General features: G+C 68.7%; 14 protein-coding genes. 4 read left to right on the top strand and 10 right to left on the bottom strand.

The annotated features are described in order from the left end of the window. Window positions 1-27 precede the first annotated feature (27 nt). Together CIK77_RS12095 and CIK77_RS12090 are read right to left on the bottom strand one after the other, a co-directional pair. Window positions 28-1,011: an ABC transporter permease gene (locus CIK77_RS12095; RefSeq protein WP_087054066.1), complete on the bottom strand. Its 984-nt coding sequence runs from the start codon at window positions 1,009-1,011 to the stop codon at window positions 28-30. Continuing rightward, window positions 1,008-2,588 (bottom strand): sugar ABC transporter ATP-binding protein, encoded by a 1,581-nt coding sequence (locus tag CIK77_RS12090; RefSeq protein ID WP_087054257.1) that lies wholly within the window; start codon window positions 2,586-2,588, stop codon window positions 1,008-1,010. Before CIK77_RS12090 ends, CIK77_RS12095 begins: the two co-directional genes overlap by 4 nt. Before the next feature lie 168 nt (window positions 2,589-2,756). Here CIK77_RS12090 and CIK77_RS12085 point away from each other — a divergent pair, with 168 nt between their 5' ends. Then, window positions 2,757-3,692 (top strand): sugar-binding transcriptional regulator, encoded by a 936-nt coding sequence (locus CIK77_RS12085; protein WP_087054065.1) that lies wholly within the window; start codon window positions 2,757-2,759, stop codon window positions 3,690-3,692. Between the two features lie 89 nt (window positions 3,693-3,781). Here the strand turns inward: CIK77_RS12085 and CIK77_RS12080 are convergent, their stop codons facing one another. After that, the gene (locus tag CIK77_RS12080; protein WP_087054064.1) at window positions 3,782-4,777 is read right to left on the bottom strand and encodes a LacI family DNA-binding transcriptional regulator; all 996 of its coding nucleotides are present in this window, start codon (window positions 4,775-4,777) and stop codon (window positions 3,782-3,784) included. 228 nt (window positions 4,778-5,005) lie between these two features. Next, the gene (locus CIK77_RS12075) at window positions 5,006-6,049 is read right to left on the bottom strand and encodes a carbohydrate kinase family protein (RefSeq protein ID WP_170934056.1); all 1,044 of its coding nucleotides are present in this window, start codon (window positions 6,047-6,049) and stop codon (window positions 5,006-5,008) included. Window positions 6,050-6,157: 108 nt separating this feature from the next. Between CIK77_RS12075 and CIK77_RS12070 the strand changes: the two genes are divergently transcribed. Together CIK77_RS12070 and CIK77_RS12065 are read left to right on the top strand one after the other, a co-directional pair. Continuing rightward, window positions 6,158-7,000 (top strand): class I fructose-bisphosphate aldolase, encoded by an 843-nt coding sequence (locus tag CIK77_RS12070; protein WP_087054062.1) that lies wholly within the window; start codon window positions 6,158-6,160, stop codon window positions 6,998-7,000. After that, on the top strand, window positions 6,997-8,172 hold the full coding sequence (locus CIK77_RS12065; RefSeq protein ID WP_087054061.1) for a Gfo/Idh/MocA family protein: 1,176 nt from the start codon (window positions 6,997-6,999) through the stop codon (window positions 8,170-8,172). Before CIK77_RS12070 ends, CIK77_RS12065 begins: the two co-directional genes overlap by 4 nt. On the opposite strand, the gene CIK77_RS12060 is transcribed toward CIK77_RS12065, so the two are convergent. The 6 genes from CIK77_RS12060 to CIK77_RS12035 form a co-directional block, all read right to left on the bottom strand. Further along, on the bottom strand, window positions 8,166-8,891 hold the full coding sequence (locus CIK77_RS12060) for an SDR family oxidoreductase (RefSeq protein ID WP_087054060.1): 726 nt from the start codon (window positions 8,889-8,891) through the stop codon (window positions 8,166-8,168). The two genes, CIK77_RS12065 and CIK77_RS12060, sit on opposite strands and share 7 nt — an antisense overlap. Window positions 8,892-9,094: 203 nt before the next feature. Further along, complete coding sequence (locus tag CIK77_RS12055) at window positions 9,095-9,631, bottom strand: AAA family ATPase (protein ID WP_087054059.1); 537 nt, start codon at window positions 9,629-9,631, stop codon at window positions 9,095-9,097. A 38-nt stretch (window positions 9,632-9,669) separates the two neighbouring features. Then, a complete protein-coding gene (locus CIK77_RS12050; RefSeq protein ID WP_087054058.1) occupies window positions 9,670-10,794 on the bottom strand; it encodes an amidohydrolase family protein in 1,125 nt (374 codons plus the stop codon). Between the two features lie 32 nt (window positions 10,795-10,826). Beyond that, entirely contained in the window at window positions 10,827-11,696 is an 870-nt protein-coding gene (locus CIK77_RS12045; protein ID WP_087054057.1) for an endo alpha-1,4 polygalactosaminidase, read from the bottom strand. Between the two features lie 41 nt (window positions 11,697-11,737). Then, complete coding sequence (locus CIK77_RS12040; protein WP_087054056.1) at window positions 11,738-12,589, bottom strand: class II fructose-bisphosphate aldolase; 852 nt, start codon at window positions 12,587-12,589, stop codon at window positions 11,738-11,740. Continuing rightward, on the bottom strand, window positions 12,586-13,902 hold the full coding sequence (locus CIK77_RS12035) for an alpha-glucosidase/alpha-galactosidase (protein WP_087054055.1): 1,317 nt from the start codon (window positions 13,900-13,902) through the stop codon (window positions 12,586-12,588). The genes CIK77_RS12040 and CIK77_RS12035 overlap by 4 nt, the downstream gene beginning before the upstream one ends. A 125-nt stretch (window positions 13,903-14,027) precedes the next feature. Here CIK77_RS12035 and CIK77_RS12030 point away from each other — a divergent pair, with 125 nt between their 5' ends. Next, the gene (locus CIK77_RS12030; protein ID WP_087054256.1) at window positions 14,028-14,846 is read left to right on the top strand and encodes a DeoR/GlpR family DNA-binding transcription regulator; all 819 of its coding nucleotides are present in this window, start codon (window positions 14,028-14,030) and stop codon (window positions 14,844-14,846) included. Window positions 14,847-14,848: the final 2 nt, after the last annotated feature.

The raw sequence follows: 14,848 nt of genomic DNA, 5'->3' as shown, positions 1-14,848 counted from the left end.
GTACGGGTCAGGTGAAGAGTGAGACGGTCAGCTTCGGCGTTTCGCTGCCCAGACGTCGACCGAGACGGCCGCGACGATCAGCAGGCCCTTGACCACGTCCTGCCAGTAGGCGGGAACGGTGAGGATGTCGAGGCCGTTGTTCAGCGTCTGGATCATCAGCAGCCCGAGCGCCGTGCCCCAGATGGTGCCGCGGCCGCCCATCAGGCTGGCACCGCCGATCACGACCGCTGCGATCGCGTCGAGCTCGTAGCCGACGCCGAGACTGGGCGAGCCGTTGATCGTGCGCGAGGCCAGCATGATGCCGGAGACGCCGGCGAGCGCGCCGCTGATGGTGTAGACGAGGAACTTCACGCGTCCGGTCTTGATGCCGGCGATGCGGGACGCCTGCTCGTTGCCGCCGACGGCGTACACGTGCATGCCGAACTTGGTGCGGCGCATCATGATGCCGAAGCCGACGATCCCGATGATCATCAGGATGACCGGGATGGTGAGGCCGAGGATCTCGGTGTTGGCGAACTGGCTGAAGTTCTGGGGCAGGCCGTTGATCGGGGCGCCGCCGCCGATCACGTAGGCGAGACCGGATGCCAGTGTCAGCATTCCGAGTGTGGCGATGAACGGCGGTACGTCGAGGACGGAGACGACGAACCCGTTCACCGCTCCCGCCACTGCTCCGACCAGGATCGCAACGGCGAGTGCGAGGAACAGCTGGTCGGGCATCGCCTTCGCCGCGTACGCACCGGCCATCGCGCTGAGGGCGATCACGCTGCCGACCGAGAGATCGATGCCTCCGGTCAGGATGACGAGGGTCTGCCCGAGCGCGATCAGGGCGAACGGCGCGGCGGCGATCAGGATCGTGACCACGTTGTCCGGCGTGGCGAATCGCGCACTGCGGTAGGCGAAGAATGCGATCACGACGATCAGCACAAGGACCATGGCATAGCGGATCGCCATGTCCTGCAGCCACTTGGCGCTGAAGGCGCGCCGCTTCTCGACGGCGGTGTCGGTGCTCATCGTTCCGTTTCCTCCTGGGTGTCTGCGGTGGTGGTGGCGGTGCCCTCCAGGAGGCCACTCGCGTAGCGGAAGATGCGATCCTGCGCGTCCTCCTGCTGAAGTTCTTCCTTGCTGAGTTCGGCGACCACGCCGCTGTCGCGCATCACCAGCGCGCGGTGCGAGAGGCTGAGGATCTCCGGCATGTCGCTGGAGGCCATCAGCACGGCCATGCCCTTGGCAGCCAGGTCGACGACGATGCGATAGATCTCGCTGCGGGCGCCGACATCGACGCCGCGGGTCGGCTCGTCGAGCAACAGCACATCGACGTCGCCGACGAGCCAGCGCGCGAACACCACCTTCTGCTGGTTGCCGCCGGAGAGCGTCTCCATCGGCTGGTTCAGGCCGCGGCTCTTCAGACGCACCGACTCCGTCGCCGCCCCGACATCCGCACGGCGCTTGCGCTGGCGCAGCCATCCGGCGATGTTGAACTGCTCGATGCGCGGCAGCGTGGCGTTGTCGAGCACGTCCATCTGCAGCACGCCGCCCGCGCCCTTGCGGTCCTCCGGCACGAAGGCGACGTTTGCGACGATCGACGCGCCGGGATCGTTGCGGCGCACCTTCTTGCCCGCGATGCGCACCTCGCCCGACTCGACCCTGCGGATGCCGAAGATGCCCTCCATCAGTTCGGAGCGCCCCGCTCCGACGAGCCCGGACAGGCCGACGATCTCGCCCCTGCGCACGGAGAGGTCGACCGTGTTGTGCGCCTCCTCGATCTGAAGGTCCTTCACCTCGAGAACGACTTCGTCGGCCGGTTCTGCGACATCCGGGAAGAGGTCCTCGAGCTCACGGCCGATCATCGCCGTGACGATGTCATCGTCCGAGACGTCACGTATCGGCGAATCCATCACGAGGCCGCCGTCACGGAGCACGACCACCTTGTCGGCGAGTTCGCGCATCTCCTCCATCTTGTGGGTCGTGAACAGCAGCGCCACGCCCTGGTCGCGCAGCTTGCGCATCACCTGGACGAGGCGAGCGACCTCGCGCGCGGCGATCGCGCTCGAGGGCTCGTCGAGCAGAATCGCGCGGGCACCGGTGTTGGTGGCCTTGATGATCTCGATCATCTGCCGCACACCCACCGGCAGCGTGCCCATCCGGATGCTCGGGTCGATCGTCAGATCGAACTCCGCAAGGTTCCTGCGGGCCTCATCGATCATCTCGCGCCTGCGCAGCCCCATGGGCCCTCGCAGTTCACGACCGATGAAGATGTTCTCGTAGACGGTCATATCCGGAAGCGAAGCGAGCTCCTGGGGAACGATCGCCACACCGGCCCTCGCCGCGGCCTGCGTGCTCCCGGTGGGCAGCTCGGTGCCGCGTGCGAGCACGGTGCCGCTGTCTGCCCTGTACTGGCCGGACGCGATCTTCATCAGCGTCGACTTGCCAGCGCCGTTCTCTCCGGCGAGGGCTGTGATGGTGCCAGGCTCGAGCGCGAGGCTGATCCCTTTCAGCACCGGCACTCCGCCGAATCCCTTGTAGATGTCACGCACCTCAAGGGCGACCGGAGCTTCGGTCGCGCCCGATGGCACGGGCGTCGTCTGCATCGTTGCCACAACTGGTCCTTCCGCGAGCACGCTCACGGTGCGTGCTCAGATCGACGGATCGACTGTACCCCACCTCGCTCGAGTGTGCACATCGTCCGCTCAGATGAGCGGACGTGCTGTACGGTGGGTGCACGGTTGCGCACGGGAGCGCGCCGCGAGGAAGCGAAGATGATCATGGGCCCAGACGAACTCATCCGGATCGCACACGCGGCGCGCCGGTACTATCTGCAGGACCGCAGCAGGGTCGACATCGCGGCCGAGCTGGGCGTGTCGCGATTCAAGGTCGCCCGGATGCTCGAGAAGGCACGAGAGCTCGGCATCGTCACGATCGATGTGCAGCTGCCCGACGCGATCGACCCCGAGCTGTCCATCGGACTGAAGAACGCGTTCGGACTCGTGCATTCGATCGCCGTGACCTCGCCGAGTCAGACGTCAGAGGCCATCCGGCAGTCGCTCGGAGAGGCGACGGCCACCCTGCTGCAGGAGATCGTGACACCGGCCGACACGCTGGGGTTCACTGCGGGGCGCACTCTGGACGAGGCGACCAAGCTGCTCGTCGATCTCCCCCGCTGCGATGTCGTGGCGCTCGGTGGGATCGCGGGGCCTGTTCGGGAGCACGGCATCGAGATCGTGCGCCGCGTCGCGCGGGCGTCGGGAGGTGAGAGCTACCCGATCTTCGCGCCGCTGCTCGTGCAGGACGAGGCGACGGCCGAGGCGCTCAAGGCCGATCCGCTCATCCGCGATGCCTATTCCCGGTTCGGACGGGTCACCAAGGGCGTCGTCGCGATCGGCAGCTGGAACCCGCCGGATTCGCAGCTGTACGACTCGGCGAATCAGGGGGCGATCGCGCAGGAGCTCGTCGACCGCGGCGTCGTCGGCGAGGTGGTCGCCACGCTGTACGACCGCGACGGCAATGTCGATTCGACCCTCGACCACCGCTCGCTGGCGATCACGGCGGACGAGCTGCGCCGCGTGCCCGAGGTCATCGGCGTCGCCGGAGGCACGACGAAGGTGGAGGCCATCCGCGCCGCCCTGCTCGGCGGCCTGATCACCTCGCTCATCACCGACACGGGCACGGCCCGAGCCCTCCTCGACGCCGCATAGCCGTCAGTTCTTCATTTCTGGCACATCTCCGGGTGGGCGCACCACCGGAGATGTGCCAGAAATGAAGAGATAGGGCAGGTCGGCGCGGGTCAGCGTGCTTCGCTGCCGCGGAGGACGAGGTCGGGCTCGAGGAGCACGTCGGGTGGGGCTGCACCGTCGAGCAGCGAGAAGGCCGCTTCGGCGGCGGCGCGGCCGAGCACCTCCGGTGCGGCGTTCGCGACGGAGACGGGCGGGTTCGCGAGCTTCGCGGCCTCGAACTCGTCGAAGCCGATCATGGGCACTCGCCGCCCAGCCGCGGCGAACGCCAGCAGCGCGCCGACGGAGGCGCGGTTGTTGGCCGTGAACAGAGCGTCGACGCCTGCGTCGAGCAGCTCGGCTGCGGCTGTCCGCGCATCCTCCATGGTGTGCGCACTGTGCCGCACGATCTCCGCGTCGACGACACCGACGGCCTCCGAATAGCCGCGGAACCGCTCGCTCATCGTCCACATGCCCGTCGTGTCGCCGACGTACCCGACCCTGCCGTGCGTGCGAAGGGTCTCGACCGCCGCCCTGGCGCCGTGGGCGTTGTCGTAGTACACGTTGCACGCCGCGTGCTCGCTCGGACGATCGATGGCGACGACGGGCACGTCGCCCGCCGCCCGCTCGAGCGCCGGCAGCTCCTCGCCGGGCGGGCGCACGACCATGAGCGCATCGACGCGCTGCTCGACCAGGCGGTCGGTCAGCCGCGCGAAGCGATCCGGGTCCTCTTCGCTGCTCGCCGTGAGCAGCAGCCAGCGCCGCTCCGCGCAGACCTGCTCGGCGGCGCGCGCCATTCCCGACCAGAACGGGTTGCCCAGGTCTCCGATGATCAGCCCGAGAACGCGCGACTGCTGGCCGGGCCGGATGCTCGCGGCCGCCAGATTGCGCCGGTACCCGAGATCGTCGATGGCCCGCGCGATGCGTTCGGCGAGCTGCGGACCGATGTTGGTCTCGCCGTTGACGAAGCGCGAAACGGTCTTGAGGCCGACGTCCGCGCGCTCGGCGACGTCGCGCATCGTCGGCACGCGCCCTGCCCACTCGTCCGCGGATGCTCCGGCCTCGCTCATGACCCCTCCCGCGTCAATATTCCCATATCGGCATGGTCGGTCGGGCCTTCTCTTGCGCGTACCGGCGCGCAGTCGACGTGCGTCTCCGGCAGGAACCATATTCGGCCCCGCCCGCGCGCTCACGGTCGGGCCCGCTTCTGCGCTCGGACCCGCATGCGCCTGGCCCGCTCTCCCGTGCAGCCAGGAGGTCAGCGGCGAGCCGGTCCCGGATGCCGGCAGTACGGATGCTCATCCTCTGGCCCACGGGGTGAGACCCGACGCTCGTGCGGCGATGCGCACACCGCTGCACGAGGATGACTCGATCCAGTCGGCCGCCGCCCAAGTGGCCAGCTTCACCGCCGCTGCGGGCGGAGCACCCCGCAGCAGGCCCGCCAGCAGACCCGCTGTGGCCGCGTCCCCCGCACCGTTGGTCGTGCCGAGCCGGTCGACGGGCACGGGGTCGACGCGCACGCGCGCACCCGCCCATTCCGCGCCGAGCGCGCGCAGCACCGGCCCGCCCCTGGCCAGTCGCTCGGCTCCCGCAGCACGCAGCAGCAGCCCCTCCTCACCCACCGAGATCGCGACGATGCCCGCCCCGCGAGCGAGCAGATCCTCCGCGAGCTCATCGGCGAGGCCCGTACGCGGTGCGATTCGGAGCGCCGAGATGAGGTCGTCGAGCGATGGCGTCAGCACGTCGGTGTGCGGCAGCACTTCCGTCAGAATCGAGTTCCAGTCGTATCCGCCCGCGCGGGATGCCTCGTCGACCACTGCCAGATCGAGTGACGTCGTCGCACCCGCTTCCTTGGACGCCGCAAGAGTCGCTGCCAGCGGCGCCCCGCCGTCGGCCGCGATGCCCGGCAGCAGCGGCGGGTAGCCCAGATGCACGAGCCGCGCACCCGTGGGGTCGAGCGTTGTGCCGTCGAAGGCGTCGTTGGCGCCGGTGTGATGCCAGAACGAACGGTCCTCACCGCGCGGCTGCACGACGATCGAGTACGAGGTGGCGTGATCCCGCGTCGTGACCAGGTCCGCTTGCACCCCGTCGATCGCGGAGAGCTGATCGCGCGCGATCGCACCGAGCGCGTCGTCGCCGACCAGTCCGTGCGCGCGCACCGGGACGCCCAGGCCGGCCAACGCGGATCCGGTGTTGGCGATGCTGCCGCCGACGCGAATTCCGAGCGCTCCGACGTTGAACAGCGCGCCGGGTTCGACCCGCGCTGCGCCGGGGAACTCCGGTACGAGATCGACGCAGATATGCCCGGCGACCAGAACGTCGCCCACCGCACGACCGTGCATGATGCTCCTCCCGCGGTCTTCGTCGACCGACATTAGACAACGTTGTCTTTATCTGCCTATCCTGACACCACGCGACGACGCGCACAAGCGAAGCAAAGGAGCAGCGCCATGCATCCGTACCGCCTCAACCGACTCTTCAACCCCGATTCCGGCAAGGCCCTCGACGTGGCGATCGACCACGGATTCTTCGGCGAGCGCAGCTTCCTCGACGGCATCGAGGACATCGCCGCGTCGGTTCGCACGCTCGTGGACGCCGGACCGGATGCCGTGCAGATGACACTGGGCCAGGCCCACCACCTGCAGGAGGTACCTGGCAAGCAGAAGCCCGGCCTGGTTATGCGCACCGATATCGCCAACGTCTACAACTCGCCCCTCGACGAGGAGCTCTACAGCCACCACGTGCCGTTCGCCGTGGAGGAGGCGGTGCGCCTGGACGCCGTCGCGATGTGCGTCAACCTGATGCAGCTGCCGGGCCATCCCGGTATCAAGGGCGAGAACATCCGGTCGATCCTCGCCCTGCGCGAGCAGGCGACGAAGTACGGCATGCCGCTGATGGTCGAGCCGCTCGTCATGCAGGACAACTCGGTCGCCGGCGGTTATATGGTCGACGGCGACCTCGACAAGATCATGACCCTGGTGCGGCAGGGCGTCGAGCTCGGCGCCGATCTGATCAAGGCCGACCCCTGCGACGACCCGCGGGAGTACCACCGCGTGATCCGGGTCGCCGGCTCCGTGCCCGTGCTGGTGCGCGGCGGCGGGCGCGTCGACGACCGCACCCTGCTCGAACGCACCGTTGCGGTGCTCGACGCGGGCGCCGCCGGCATCGTCTACGGCCGCAACGTCGTGCAGCACAAGAACCCCTACGGCATCACGGCGGCGCTGATGGCCGTGCTGCACAAGGGCGTCGGCGTCGACGAGGCGCTGAAGCTCGTCGACGAGGTGCGCTCGTGACCGCGCAGAAGAGGGTCGGCGTCGCGATCATCGGCGGCGGCCTGATGGGCCGCGAGATGGCCGCCGCGATCGCGCGCTGGCCGGCACTCATCGATCATCCGGTCACGCCGGAGGTGCGTGCCGTGTGCGACATCAACCCCGATGCCCTGGGCTGGTTCTCCGAGCTGCCCACCGTCGAGCTGACCACGACCGACTACCGCGACCTGCTCGCGGACGACCGCGTCGACGTGGTCTACGTGGCCGTGCGGCACGACCTGCACGCGCAGATCTACTCCGACGTGATCAGGGCGGGCAAATCGCTGTTCGCCGAGAAGCCCTTCGGCATCGACGGTGCCGCCTCCGACGAGATCATGGCGGCCGTCGCCGAGCATCCGGAGTCGTTCGTGCGCTGCTCGAGCGAGATGCCGTTCCTGCCCGGCGCCCAGGCCGCGATCGACCACGTCCGATCCGGTGCACTGGGCGAGATCGTCGAGGCGCGGTGCGGCTTCCTGCACGCCAGCGACACCGATCGCTCCAAGCCCGTCAACTGGAAGCGGCAGGCGCGCTTCTGCGGCGAGGCAGGTGTGATGAACGATCTCGGTCTGCACGCGTGGCACGTGCCGCTGCGGTTGGGCTGGAACCCGGATCGCGTGCTCGGCATGCTGCAGAACATCGTCACAGAACGGCCGGGCCCTGATGGGACGCCCGTGCCGTGCGACACCTGGGACAACGCGGTCGTGCACGCGCGCGTCGCGCAGGACGGCGGGGCCGACTTCCCGCTCGCGATCGAGACGAAGCGCATCGCGCCCGGCCAGAAGAACACGTGGTTCTTCGAGGCGATCGGCATGTCAGGCGGCGTGCGGTTCTCGACGAAGAACCCCAAAGCCGTCGAGGTGTTCCAGATGCCGGATGTGCCGGGAATCGGTCGCGAACAGGCGTGGGCCACCATCGATGCAGGCAGCCAGTCGGTGTGGCCGACCGTGACGGGCGGGATCTTCGAAGCAGGGTTCTCCGACGCGATCCTGCAGATGTGGGCCGCGTTCCTCGCCGAGCGCGAGGGCGCGCTGGGCGAGCGCTTCGGCACCGTGCGCCCGGACGAGGCGGCCCGCACCCACGCCCTCTACGCCGCGGCGATCGCCTCGAACGCCTCAGGATCCTTCGAGACGGTGCAGCCACCGCGAGCGGCTCACTGAGCCGTGTAGCCGCCGTCGATCGGCAGGTGCACGCCGGAGATCATGCTGGCCTCGTCGCTGAGCAGGAACGCGATGGGGCCGGCGATCTCGTCCTCGGTCGCCCACCGCCCGAGCGGCATCGCCTTCAGGAACGGCCCCTCGATGTCCGGGCGACCCCAGTACCAGGCGGACATCTCCGTCATCACCACGGTCGGATGCACACTGTTGACCCGGATGCCGTGCGGCCCCAGTTCGAGAGCCGAGACGCGGGTGATGTTGTCGAGCGCCGCCTTCGACGAGCCGTAGGCGATGTGACCGTGCAGGGCGACGAGGCTGGCCTGGCTGGAGACGTTCACGATCGCACCGCCGCCGAGCCGGATCATCTCGCGCGAGGCGTACTTCGTCACGAGCAGCGAGCCGCGGGTGTTGATGGCCATGACTTTGTCGAACACGTCGATGTCAGCTTCCTGCGGCGTCTCGATCGTGCCGCCCCAGCCGCCGCAGTTCACCACGCCCCAGATGTCGCGACCCTCGATCGCGGTGCGCACCTCGTCCTCACTGGTGAGATCGAAGGCCAGCGGCGTCGCGCCGGTCTCCTCCGCGAGTGCGGCCAGCTCATCGAGGTTGCGTCCGCCGGCGAGCACTGTGGCGCCGTCGCGCACCAGCCGTCGCACCGTCGTGCCGCCGATGCCTCCCGACGCTCCCGTCACGAGAATCGTGCGTCCGTCGAATCCAGCCATCAGCTGTCGTCCTCTCTTCGCCCGCGCCTTCGCGAGTCGTCCGCACCCACAATGACATCGATGACATGCACGGCGCAAGTTCGCTGATTCCGTGCCGCGCGGCACGGAAGGCACCTCCGCTTCCGAGGCGTGAACGACCGGCAGAGGCGAACACGATACGCGCCGAATCGGACGGCCTCCTGCGCGATCGCGCTCGCCCGGGCTCAGCGCGACAACGAGGCGAGCCGCTCCACCACGAATCGCACCTGGTCGACCGTGGGCGCTGCGGCGTCCACAGCGATGTGGGCGACCGCGGGCGACGCACCGCCGTCGATGATGTGTGCGTCACGGTCCAACCCGCGGTTCTCGCGCCGGCTTGCGAGCAGCTCGCTCCCCGCGTTCAGCCACACGACGACGGGATCGCCGCTCAGCGACTCCACGAGCGCGCGCCATTCCTCGCCGCCTGCGAGCTCGGCCGTCCACGGCGCGACCGCGACGGCCTGCACGGTCTGCGCAGCCATCGTGTCGCGCAGCGCCGCGTACCTGGCCGGGCGGAGCAGCGGCCGCAGCGACTCGTCGTTCCAGTGCCTGTCGCCGAACAGCCCCGCAGCCTGCAGCTGGTCGAGCACCGGATTCGTCACGACGTCGAGGTCGAGCAGCGCGGCGCCGAGCTCAGCGGCCAGTGCTTCTCCCAGCGTCGATTTTCCGCTTCCCGCGGGGCCGGCCACGAGAACGACGCGGGCGGAGTGTTCGTGTGTCATCGCTCTGCACGATCCCCGCGCCGCCAGTGGTTGTCAAGTCACCGAAGCATCTGCGCCGCGACTTCGGTCCCGCTCGCACCATGCAGCCCCAGCACACGGCGAGCGTTGTCCGCGTACACGCCAGGCAGCAGCCTCCGCGGCAGGTCGGCAGCGGAGATCGACCAGCGGCCCTGCGGCGGGACGGCTGACCCCGGTGCGTAGTCGAAGCTCTCGTCGTCGGTCTCGAGGAAGCGGAAGTGCGTCGTCAGGTCGCTCCTGTGCAGCGGGAACGCGTCAGTGCCGAACAGCACTCGATCCGGATGCCGCTCCAGGAGTCGTCGGAATCGACGAGGCTGACGGCCGAGCTCGGCGAGGCGCCCTGCGATGTCGACAGACAGGTTCGCCGCCGCGTCCAGCATCTGCTCGACGCGGTCGAGATCCTCCGCGACGCAGCCCATGTGCGCACCGATGTACTGCGTGCCAGGGGTCGAGCCGAGCAGCCGCTCGAACGACGTGAGCAGTTCTTCGAAGGAAGGGAACCGAGAACGGTCGGCAAAGGACCACTGCGGCTGCTCCGACAGCTCGTCGAACCGTTCGTTGCGGTGATCGAGCGGGTCGAAGAACGCTTTGGGGTCGGCGACGTGGATCAGTACGGGAAGGCCGAGCTCACCCGCCGCTGAGAGGACGTCCACCACCTCGGGTGCGTCCGGCCGCACGAGTGCACCGTCGCGCCCTCGAACGGAGAGCCCGAGATTCTTCCACACCTTCACGCCGCGCGCTCCCCGATCCGCCGACTCGCGCAGCTGTCGCTCCAGTGCAGCCGCGCCGCCCGACGTGCCGAGCAGATCCCAGTCCAGTTGGCAGAAGGTGAGGAATCGGCCCGGGTGCGCACGGTCGTATCGATCGAGGTTCGCATCGAGCTCGCCGCCCCAGCGCCCGTCGAGATTCACCATCGCCTCGAGAGCCGTCTCGTCCATCAGGTCGATGAGCTCGCCGACATCCGGGGCACACCAGTCATCGGTGAGCCACCGGCCGAGATGGTTGTGCACGTCGATCGCAGGTGCGGCCGGTCGTTCGACCGCCGTCGTCGGCAGCTCCAGCTGCGCGCGGGGCTGCCAATCGGCCAGCTTCAGGCTCGGCACGGGCGGGAGGTCTTCCCCACCGTCGATGAGCGGGTCATGCATGGCAGGTCACCGGATCCGAGTCGTCGCGGCGTTCAGCACGCGCGATACGCATAGTCGTCGTCACCCGCCGCGACGAGATCGAGGTCGCGCAGGATCGTCAGCGGCGCGCGATCCGGCAGCTCGCAGACCTGGTCGAACGTCATGCCCTCGTCCTCCAGCGCTCCTGGGTACTCGATCTGGAGCACATGGTCTCCGTACACATCCGTGTACGACGCGCACTCCTGCCATACCCCGCATTCCTCCGTCACAGCGAAGTCGAACCCGAGGTCGTCGTGCGCGAACTCCGTGATCTCTGCGGCGTTCTTCTGGGCGATCGCCATCCCCGCATCGTGCGCACGTGCGACGTACGCCGCAGCGAGGGCATGGGCACCTTCCGCATCGATCTCGTCGAAGCGTGTCCAGGTATCGAGATTGTCGATCTCGACCGCGTCGAAGCCGCCCGCCGCGCAGCCGTCGATCACAGGACCGATGACGTCCACGATGCCGTCGCGCTGCCCGCTCGTACCCGGGTCGAGGACGAACTCGTCCGGCCATTCCGGATCGATGACGAGCTCGCCGTCCGCGTCGTGCAGCAGGAGATCCTCGTGCTCCGACCACAGGTCGGCATCATCCGGCTGCGTCTGGAAACCGTTGACGTAGCAGACGCTGTAGGCGCCGGCCAGCGGTTCCGCCGTCGAATCACGCACGACGACGTCGATCCCGACCGGCCCGTCCCCCAGGTCGAGCTCGTCGTACGCACCGCCGAGCTGATAGTCGAAGACGCCGCTCGTCGGCGGCAGCACGATATCGGCCGCCGCGGGTACGGGCTCGTCGCCCTGCTCGCTGCTCTGCGGCGTCGAGGCGCACGCAGACACCGCGGTCATGGCAACGGCCGCTCCCGCGAGAATCATCGTCCTGTTCATCCCACTGCCTCTCATGCGTCTTCGCTCCTTCGTGCGGGCTGTCACCGCGACAGCACCGAGGTGCTCACGCCGGCGACGGACTCGGCGACGGCATCTCGTGCCGGCGCCAGGTAGGTGCGCGGATCGGTCACCGCGGGATCCGCATTCAGCGTCTCCCGCACGCGGCGGGTGAAGTCGACGTTGAGCGCCGTACCGATGTTGATCTTGCGGATCCCGCGCGCAACGGCGGCGCGCAGCGTCTCGATCGGGACGCCGGATGATCCGTGCAGAACGAGGGGAACCGGAACCACGGCGGCGATGCGCCCGATCAGGTCGAGGTCGAGCTGCGCAGTCGCCGATGTCATCGCGTGGCTGCTGCCGACCGCAACGGCGAGCCCGTCGACACCCGTCGACGCGACGAACGACGCCGCCTCACGCGGGTCCGTCCTCACGCCCGGCGCATGCGCGCCGTCCTTCCCGCCGATCTCGCCGAGTTCCGCCTCCACCCACAGCGATGCACCGTGGGCCTCGTGCGCGAACGCTGCAGTGGTGCGCACGTTGTCGTCGTAGTCGAGATGCGCCGCGTCCACCATGATCGAGGATGTTCCGCGCTGCCGCGCTTCGTCGATGACCGTCTGCGCGAGATCGGCGTCCTGCACATGGTCGAGGTGGATCGACACCGAGCACGACGATGCCGCGGCGAGTTCGCGGCAGGCGGCGACGAGCGGGCCGTGCAGGCCGCCACGGTGGCGAACCGCGTTCTCGCTGATCTGCAGGATGCCGGGCGTTCCGGCGCTTTCGAGCCCTGCGACGATCCCTTCTGCGTGCTCGAGGCCGATCACGTTGAACGCCAGCACAGCGCCGCCGTCGCCGGCAGCCGCATCGACGAGCGCTCCCGTGGCCGCGAGAGTCACAGCGCAGTCGCCGGGACGCTGGCCCGCAGCGCCGGAGGGAGCAGCTGCCCGTGGGCCCGAGTCAGTTCATCGCAGAGCCGCCAGATCTGTTCCGGAGTCAGCGTCGACTGTGCGTTCGGGTCCATCAGCACGGCCTGCCTGATCAGGGTGGGATCTCCGGTGCGGGCTGCCTCGACGGTCAGGCGCCCGACCGACACATACGGCTGATTCACCGCTGCGCACTGCACGGGCAGGGAGCCCATCGGCATGGGCGAAACGCCTGCTGCGTCGACTGTCGCCGGCACTTCCACGACGCAGTCTTCCGGCAGGTTGTCGATCAGCCCGCGGTTGGGCACGTTCACGTGCACCTCGCTCGGCGTGCCGGTGACGAGGGAATGGATGATCTGCGGTGCGTATTCGCTCGCGCCGTCCGGGAGCTCGAGATCGCGCCCCGCGGCGAGCGCGTCACGCGTCGCTTCGAACTCCGCCACGTTCTCACGGCTGATGTCGACGTATTCGAGAGGCTGCAGGCGGAAGCGCTCGACCTGCTCGTCCGAGCGCAGGAACCACGAAAGGTACTCGGCCGAGTGCTCGCTCGTCTCCGTCGGATACCTGCCGAGACGGCGGAACATCTCCACCCGCACTCGGCGGGAGAGCTCGTCGTCGCCGCGGATGCGCTCGCGCAGTTGCGGGTAGAGGTCCTGCCCGTGGTGCGTCCACTCGAGCAGCCATGCCTGGTGGTTGACTCCTGCGGCACGGTAGCGGGTCTCCTCGAACGGGACGTCGATGAGTTCGGCGAGGTCGTGTGCGGTCCAGTGCACGCTGTGGCAGAGGCCGGCGACCTTGATGTCAGGGGCGGTGACCGACAGCCACCAGACGTTCATGGCCATCGGGTTCGTGTAGTTGAGCAGCCAGGCGTCGGGGCACAGGTCGCGCATGTCCGAGGCCAGATCACTCAGCACAGGGAAGGTGCGCAGCGCACGGAAGACCCCGCCGATGCCCGTCGTGTCGCCGATCGTCTGTCGCAGCCCGTGCCGTGCCGGGATCTCCAGATCGGCGAGCGTCGCGTCGATGCCGCCGACCTGGATCATATTGATGACGAAGTCGGCTCCGTCGAGAGCCGCGCGCCTGTCGGTCGTTCCGACGACGACGGCGCGCGCGCCGAGTCGGTCGCTGACGTGGCTCGCCGTCGCCTCCGCCACGGCGAGCCGCGCCGAGTCGATGTCGTGCAGCACGAAGCGCGCATCGGCGAGCTCGGGGAAGCGCAGGATGTCGGTGACGAGCTGCCGAGTGAAGACGACGCTGCCCGCTCCGATGAATGCGATGTTGACCATGCGTCGATCATCTCCGAGTTCGCGCGTAACGTGCAATAATCGACGCAGAGTTTGCTTGATTCGCTCACTTTTCTGACTGATCCGATTGCATGCCTCGTTGGGGCACGAACACAGGAGGCGTCGACATGTCCATCGCACAGGCAGCGGCACCGCACGCGACGTCTCGTCGGCGCGCCGACCGGATGGCTCGGATCCTCGGCTATGTGAACGAACGCGGTTCCGCACGGCTCACGGAGATCGCGGAAGCCCTCGCCGTCTCGACGGCGACCATGCGCCGAGACCTCACCGACATGGACGAACAGGGCCTGCTGATCCGCTCCCACGGTGGAGCGCGCGCGCTCGACCCGGCGACCGAGGTCCCCGTCCAGCTGCGCGATTCCCGATTCAGGGAGGCGAAGCTGCGCATCGCGGAGCACGCGGCAGGTCTGCTTCCCGATGGCCAGTACTCCGTCGCGATCAGCGGCGGTACGACAGCCGCGGCGGTCGCCCGAGCACTGACGGTGCGTGACGATCTCTCCGTCGCGACCAACGCGCTCACCACCGCGACGGAACTGGCCTCCCGCAGCAGGCTCACGGTCATCATGACCGGCGGGTTCATCCGGTCCAGCTCGCTGGAGGCCGTCGGGGTGCTCGCGGAGAAGACGTTCTCAGCGATCAATGTGGGCACGGCGTTCCTCGGCACGGACGGCATCAGCGCCCGTGGCGGTGCGACCACGCACAACGAGACCGAGGCGCGCACAAATCACGCGATGGTGACGCAGGCCGATCGAGTCGTGGTGGTGGCGGACGGGTCGAAGATCGGGCGGGCGACGCTGGCGAAGGTCGCAGAGCTGTCCGAGGTCGATGTGCTCGTCACCGACTCGTCGGCCGACCAGCGCGAGCTCGACGCCATCGCGGCGGCCGGCGTCGACGTGCAGGTCGTCGCGGACGCGTCGGAGGACTGAGC

The sequence above is a fragment of the Microbacterium sp. JB110 genome (assembly GCF_003335195.1).
Classification (GTDB): Bacteria; Actinomycetota; Actinomycetes; order Actinomycetales; family Microbacteriaceae; genus Microbacterium.
This window is presented reverse-complemented; position numbering and strand designations above follow the sequence as displayed.

What these genes read in the sequence shown, in the direction of transcription:
- CIK77_RS12095 (WP_087054066.1), bottom strand. Translation starts at nt 1,011, where the DNA reads ATGAGCACCGACACCGCCGTCGAGAAGCGGCGCGCCTTCAGCGCCAAG.
- CIK77_RS12090 (WP_087054257.1), bottom strand. Translation starts at nt 2,588, where the DNA reads ATGCAGACGACGCCCGTGCCATCGGGCGCGACCGAAGCTCCGGTCGCC.
- CIK77_RS12055 (WP_087054059.1), bottom strand. Translation starts at nt 9,631, where the DNA reads ATGACACACGAACACTCCGCCCGCGTCGTTCTCGTGGCCGGCCCCGCG.
- CIK77_RS12045 (WP_087054057.1), bottom strand. Translation starts at nt 11,696, where the DNA reads ATGAACAGGACGATGATTCTCGCGGGAGCGGCCGTTGCCATGACCGCG.
- CIK77_RS12030 (WP_087054256.1), top strand. Translation starts at nt 14,028, where the DNA reads ATGTCCATCGCACAGGCAGCGGCACCGCACGCGACGTCTCGTCGGCGC.
- CIK77_RS12085 (WP_087054065.1), top strand. Translation starts at nt 2,757, where the DNA reads ATGATCATGGGCCCAGACGAACTCATCCGGATCGCACACGCGGCGCGC.
- CIK77_RS12060 (WP_087054060.1), bottom strand. Translation starts at nt 8,891, where the DNA reads ATGGCTGGATTCGACGGACGCACGATTCTCGTGACGGGAGCGTCGGGA.
- CIK77_RS12050 (WP_087054058.1), bottom strand. Translation starts at nt 10,794, where the DNA reads ATGCATGACCCGCTCATCGACGGTGGGGAAGACCTCCCGCCCGTGCCG.
- CIK77_RS12075 (WP_170934056.1), bottom strand. Translation starts at nt 6,049, where the DNA reads ATGCACGGTCGTGCGGTGGGCGACGTTCTGGTCGCCGGGCATATCTGC.
- CIK77_RS12070 (WP_087054062.1), top strand. Translation starts at nt 6,158, where the DNA reads ATGCATCCGTACCGCCTCAACCGACTCTTCAACCCCGATTCCGGCAAG.
- CIK77_RS12080 (WP_087054064.1), bottom strand. Translation starts at nt 4,777, where the DNA reads ATGAGCGAGGCCGGAGCATCCGCGGACGAGTGGGCAGGGCGCGTGCCG.
- CIK77_RS12035 (WP_087054055.1), bottom strand. Translation starts at nt 13,902, where the DNA reads ATGGTCAACATCGCATTCATCGGAGCGGGCAGCGTCGTCTTCACTCGG.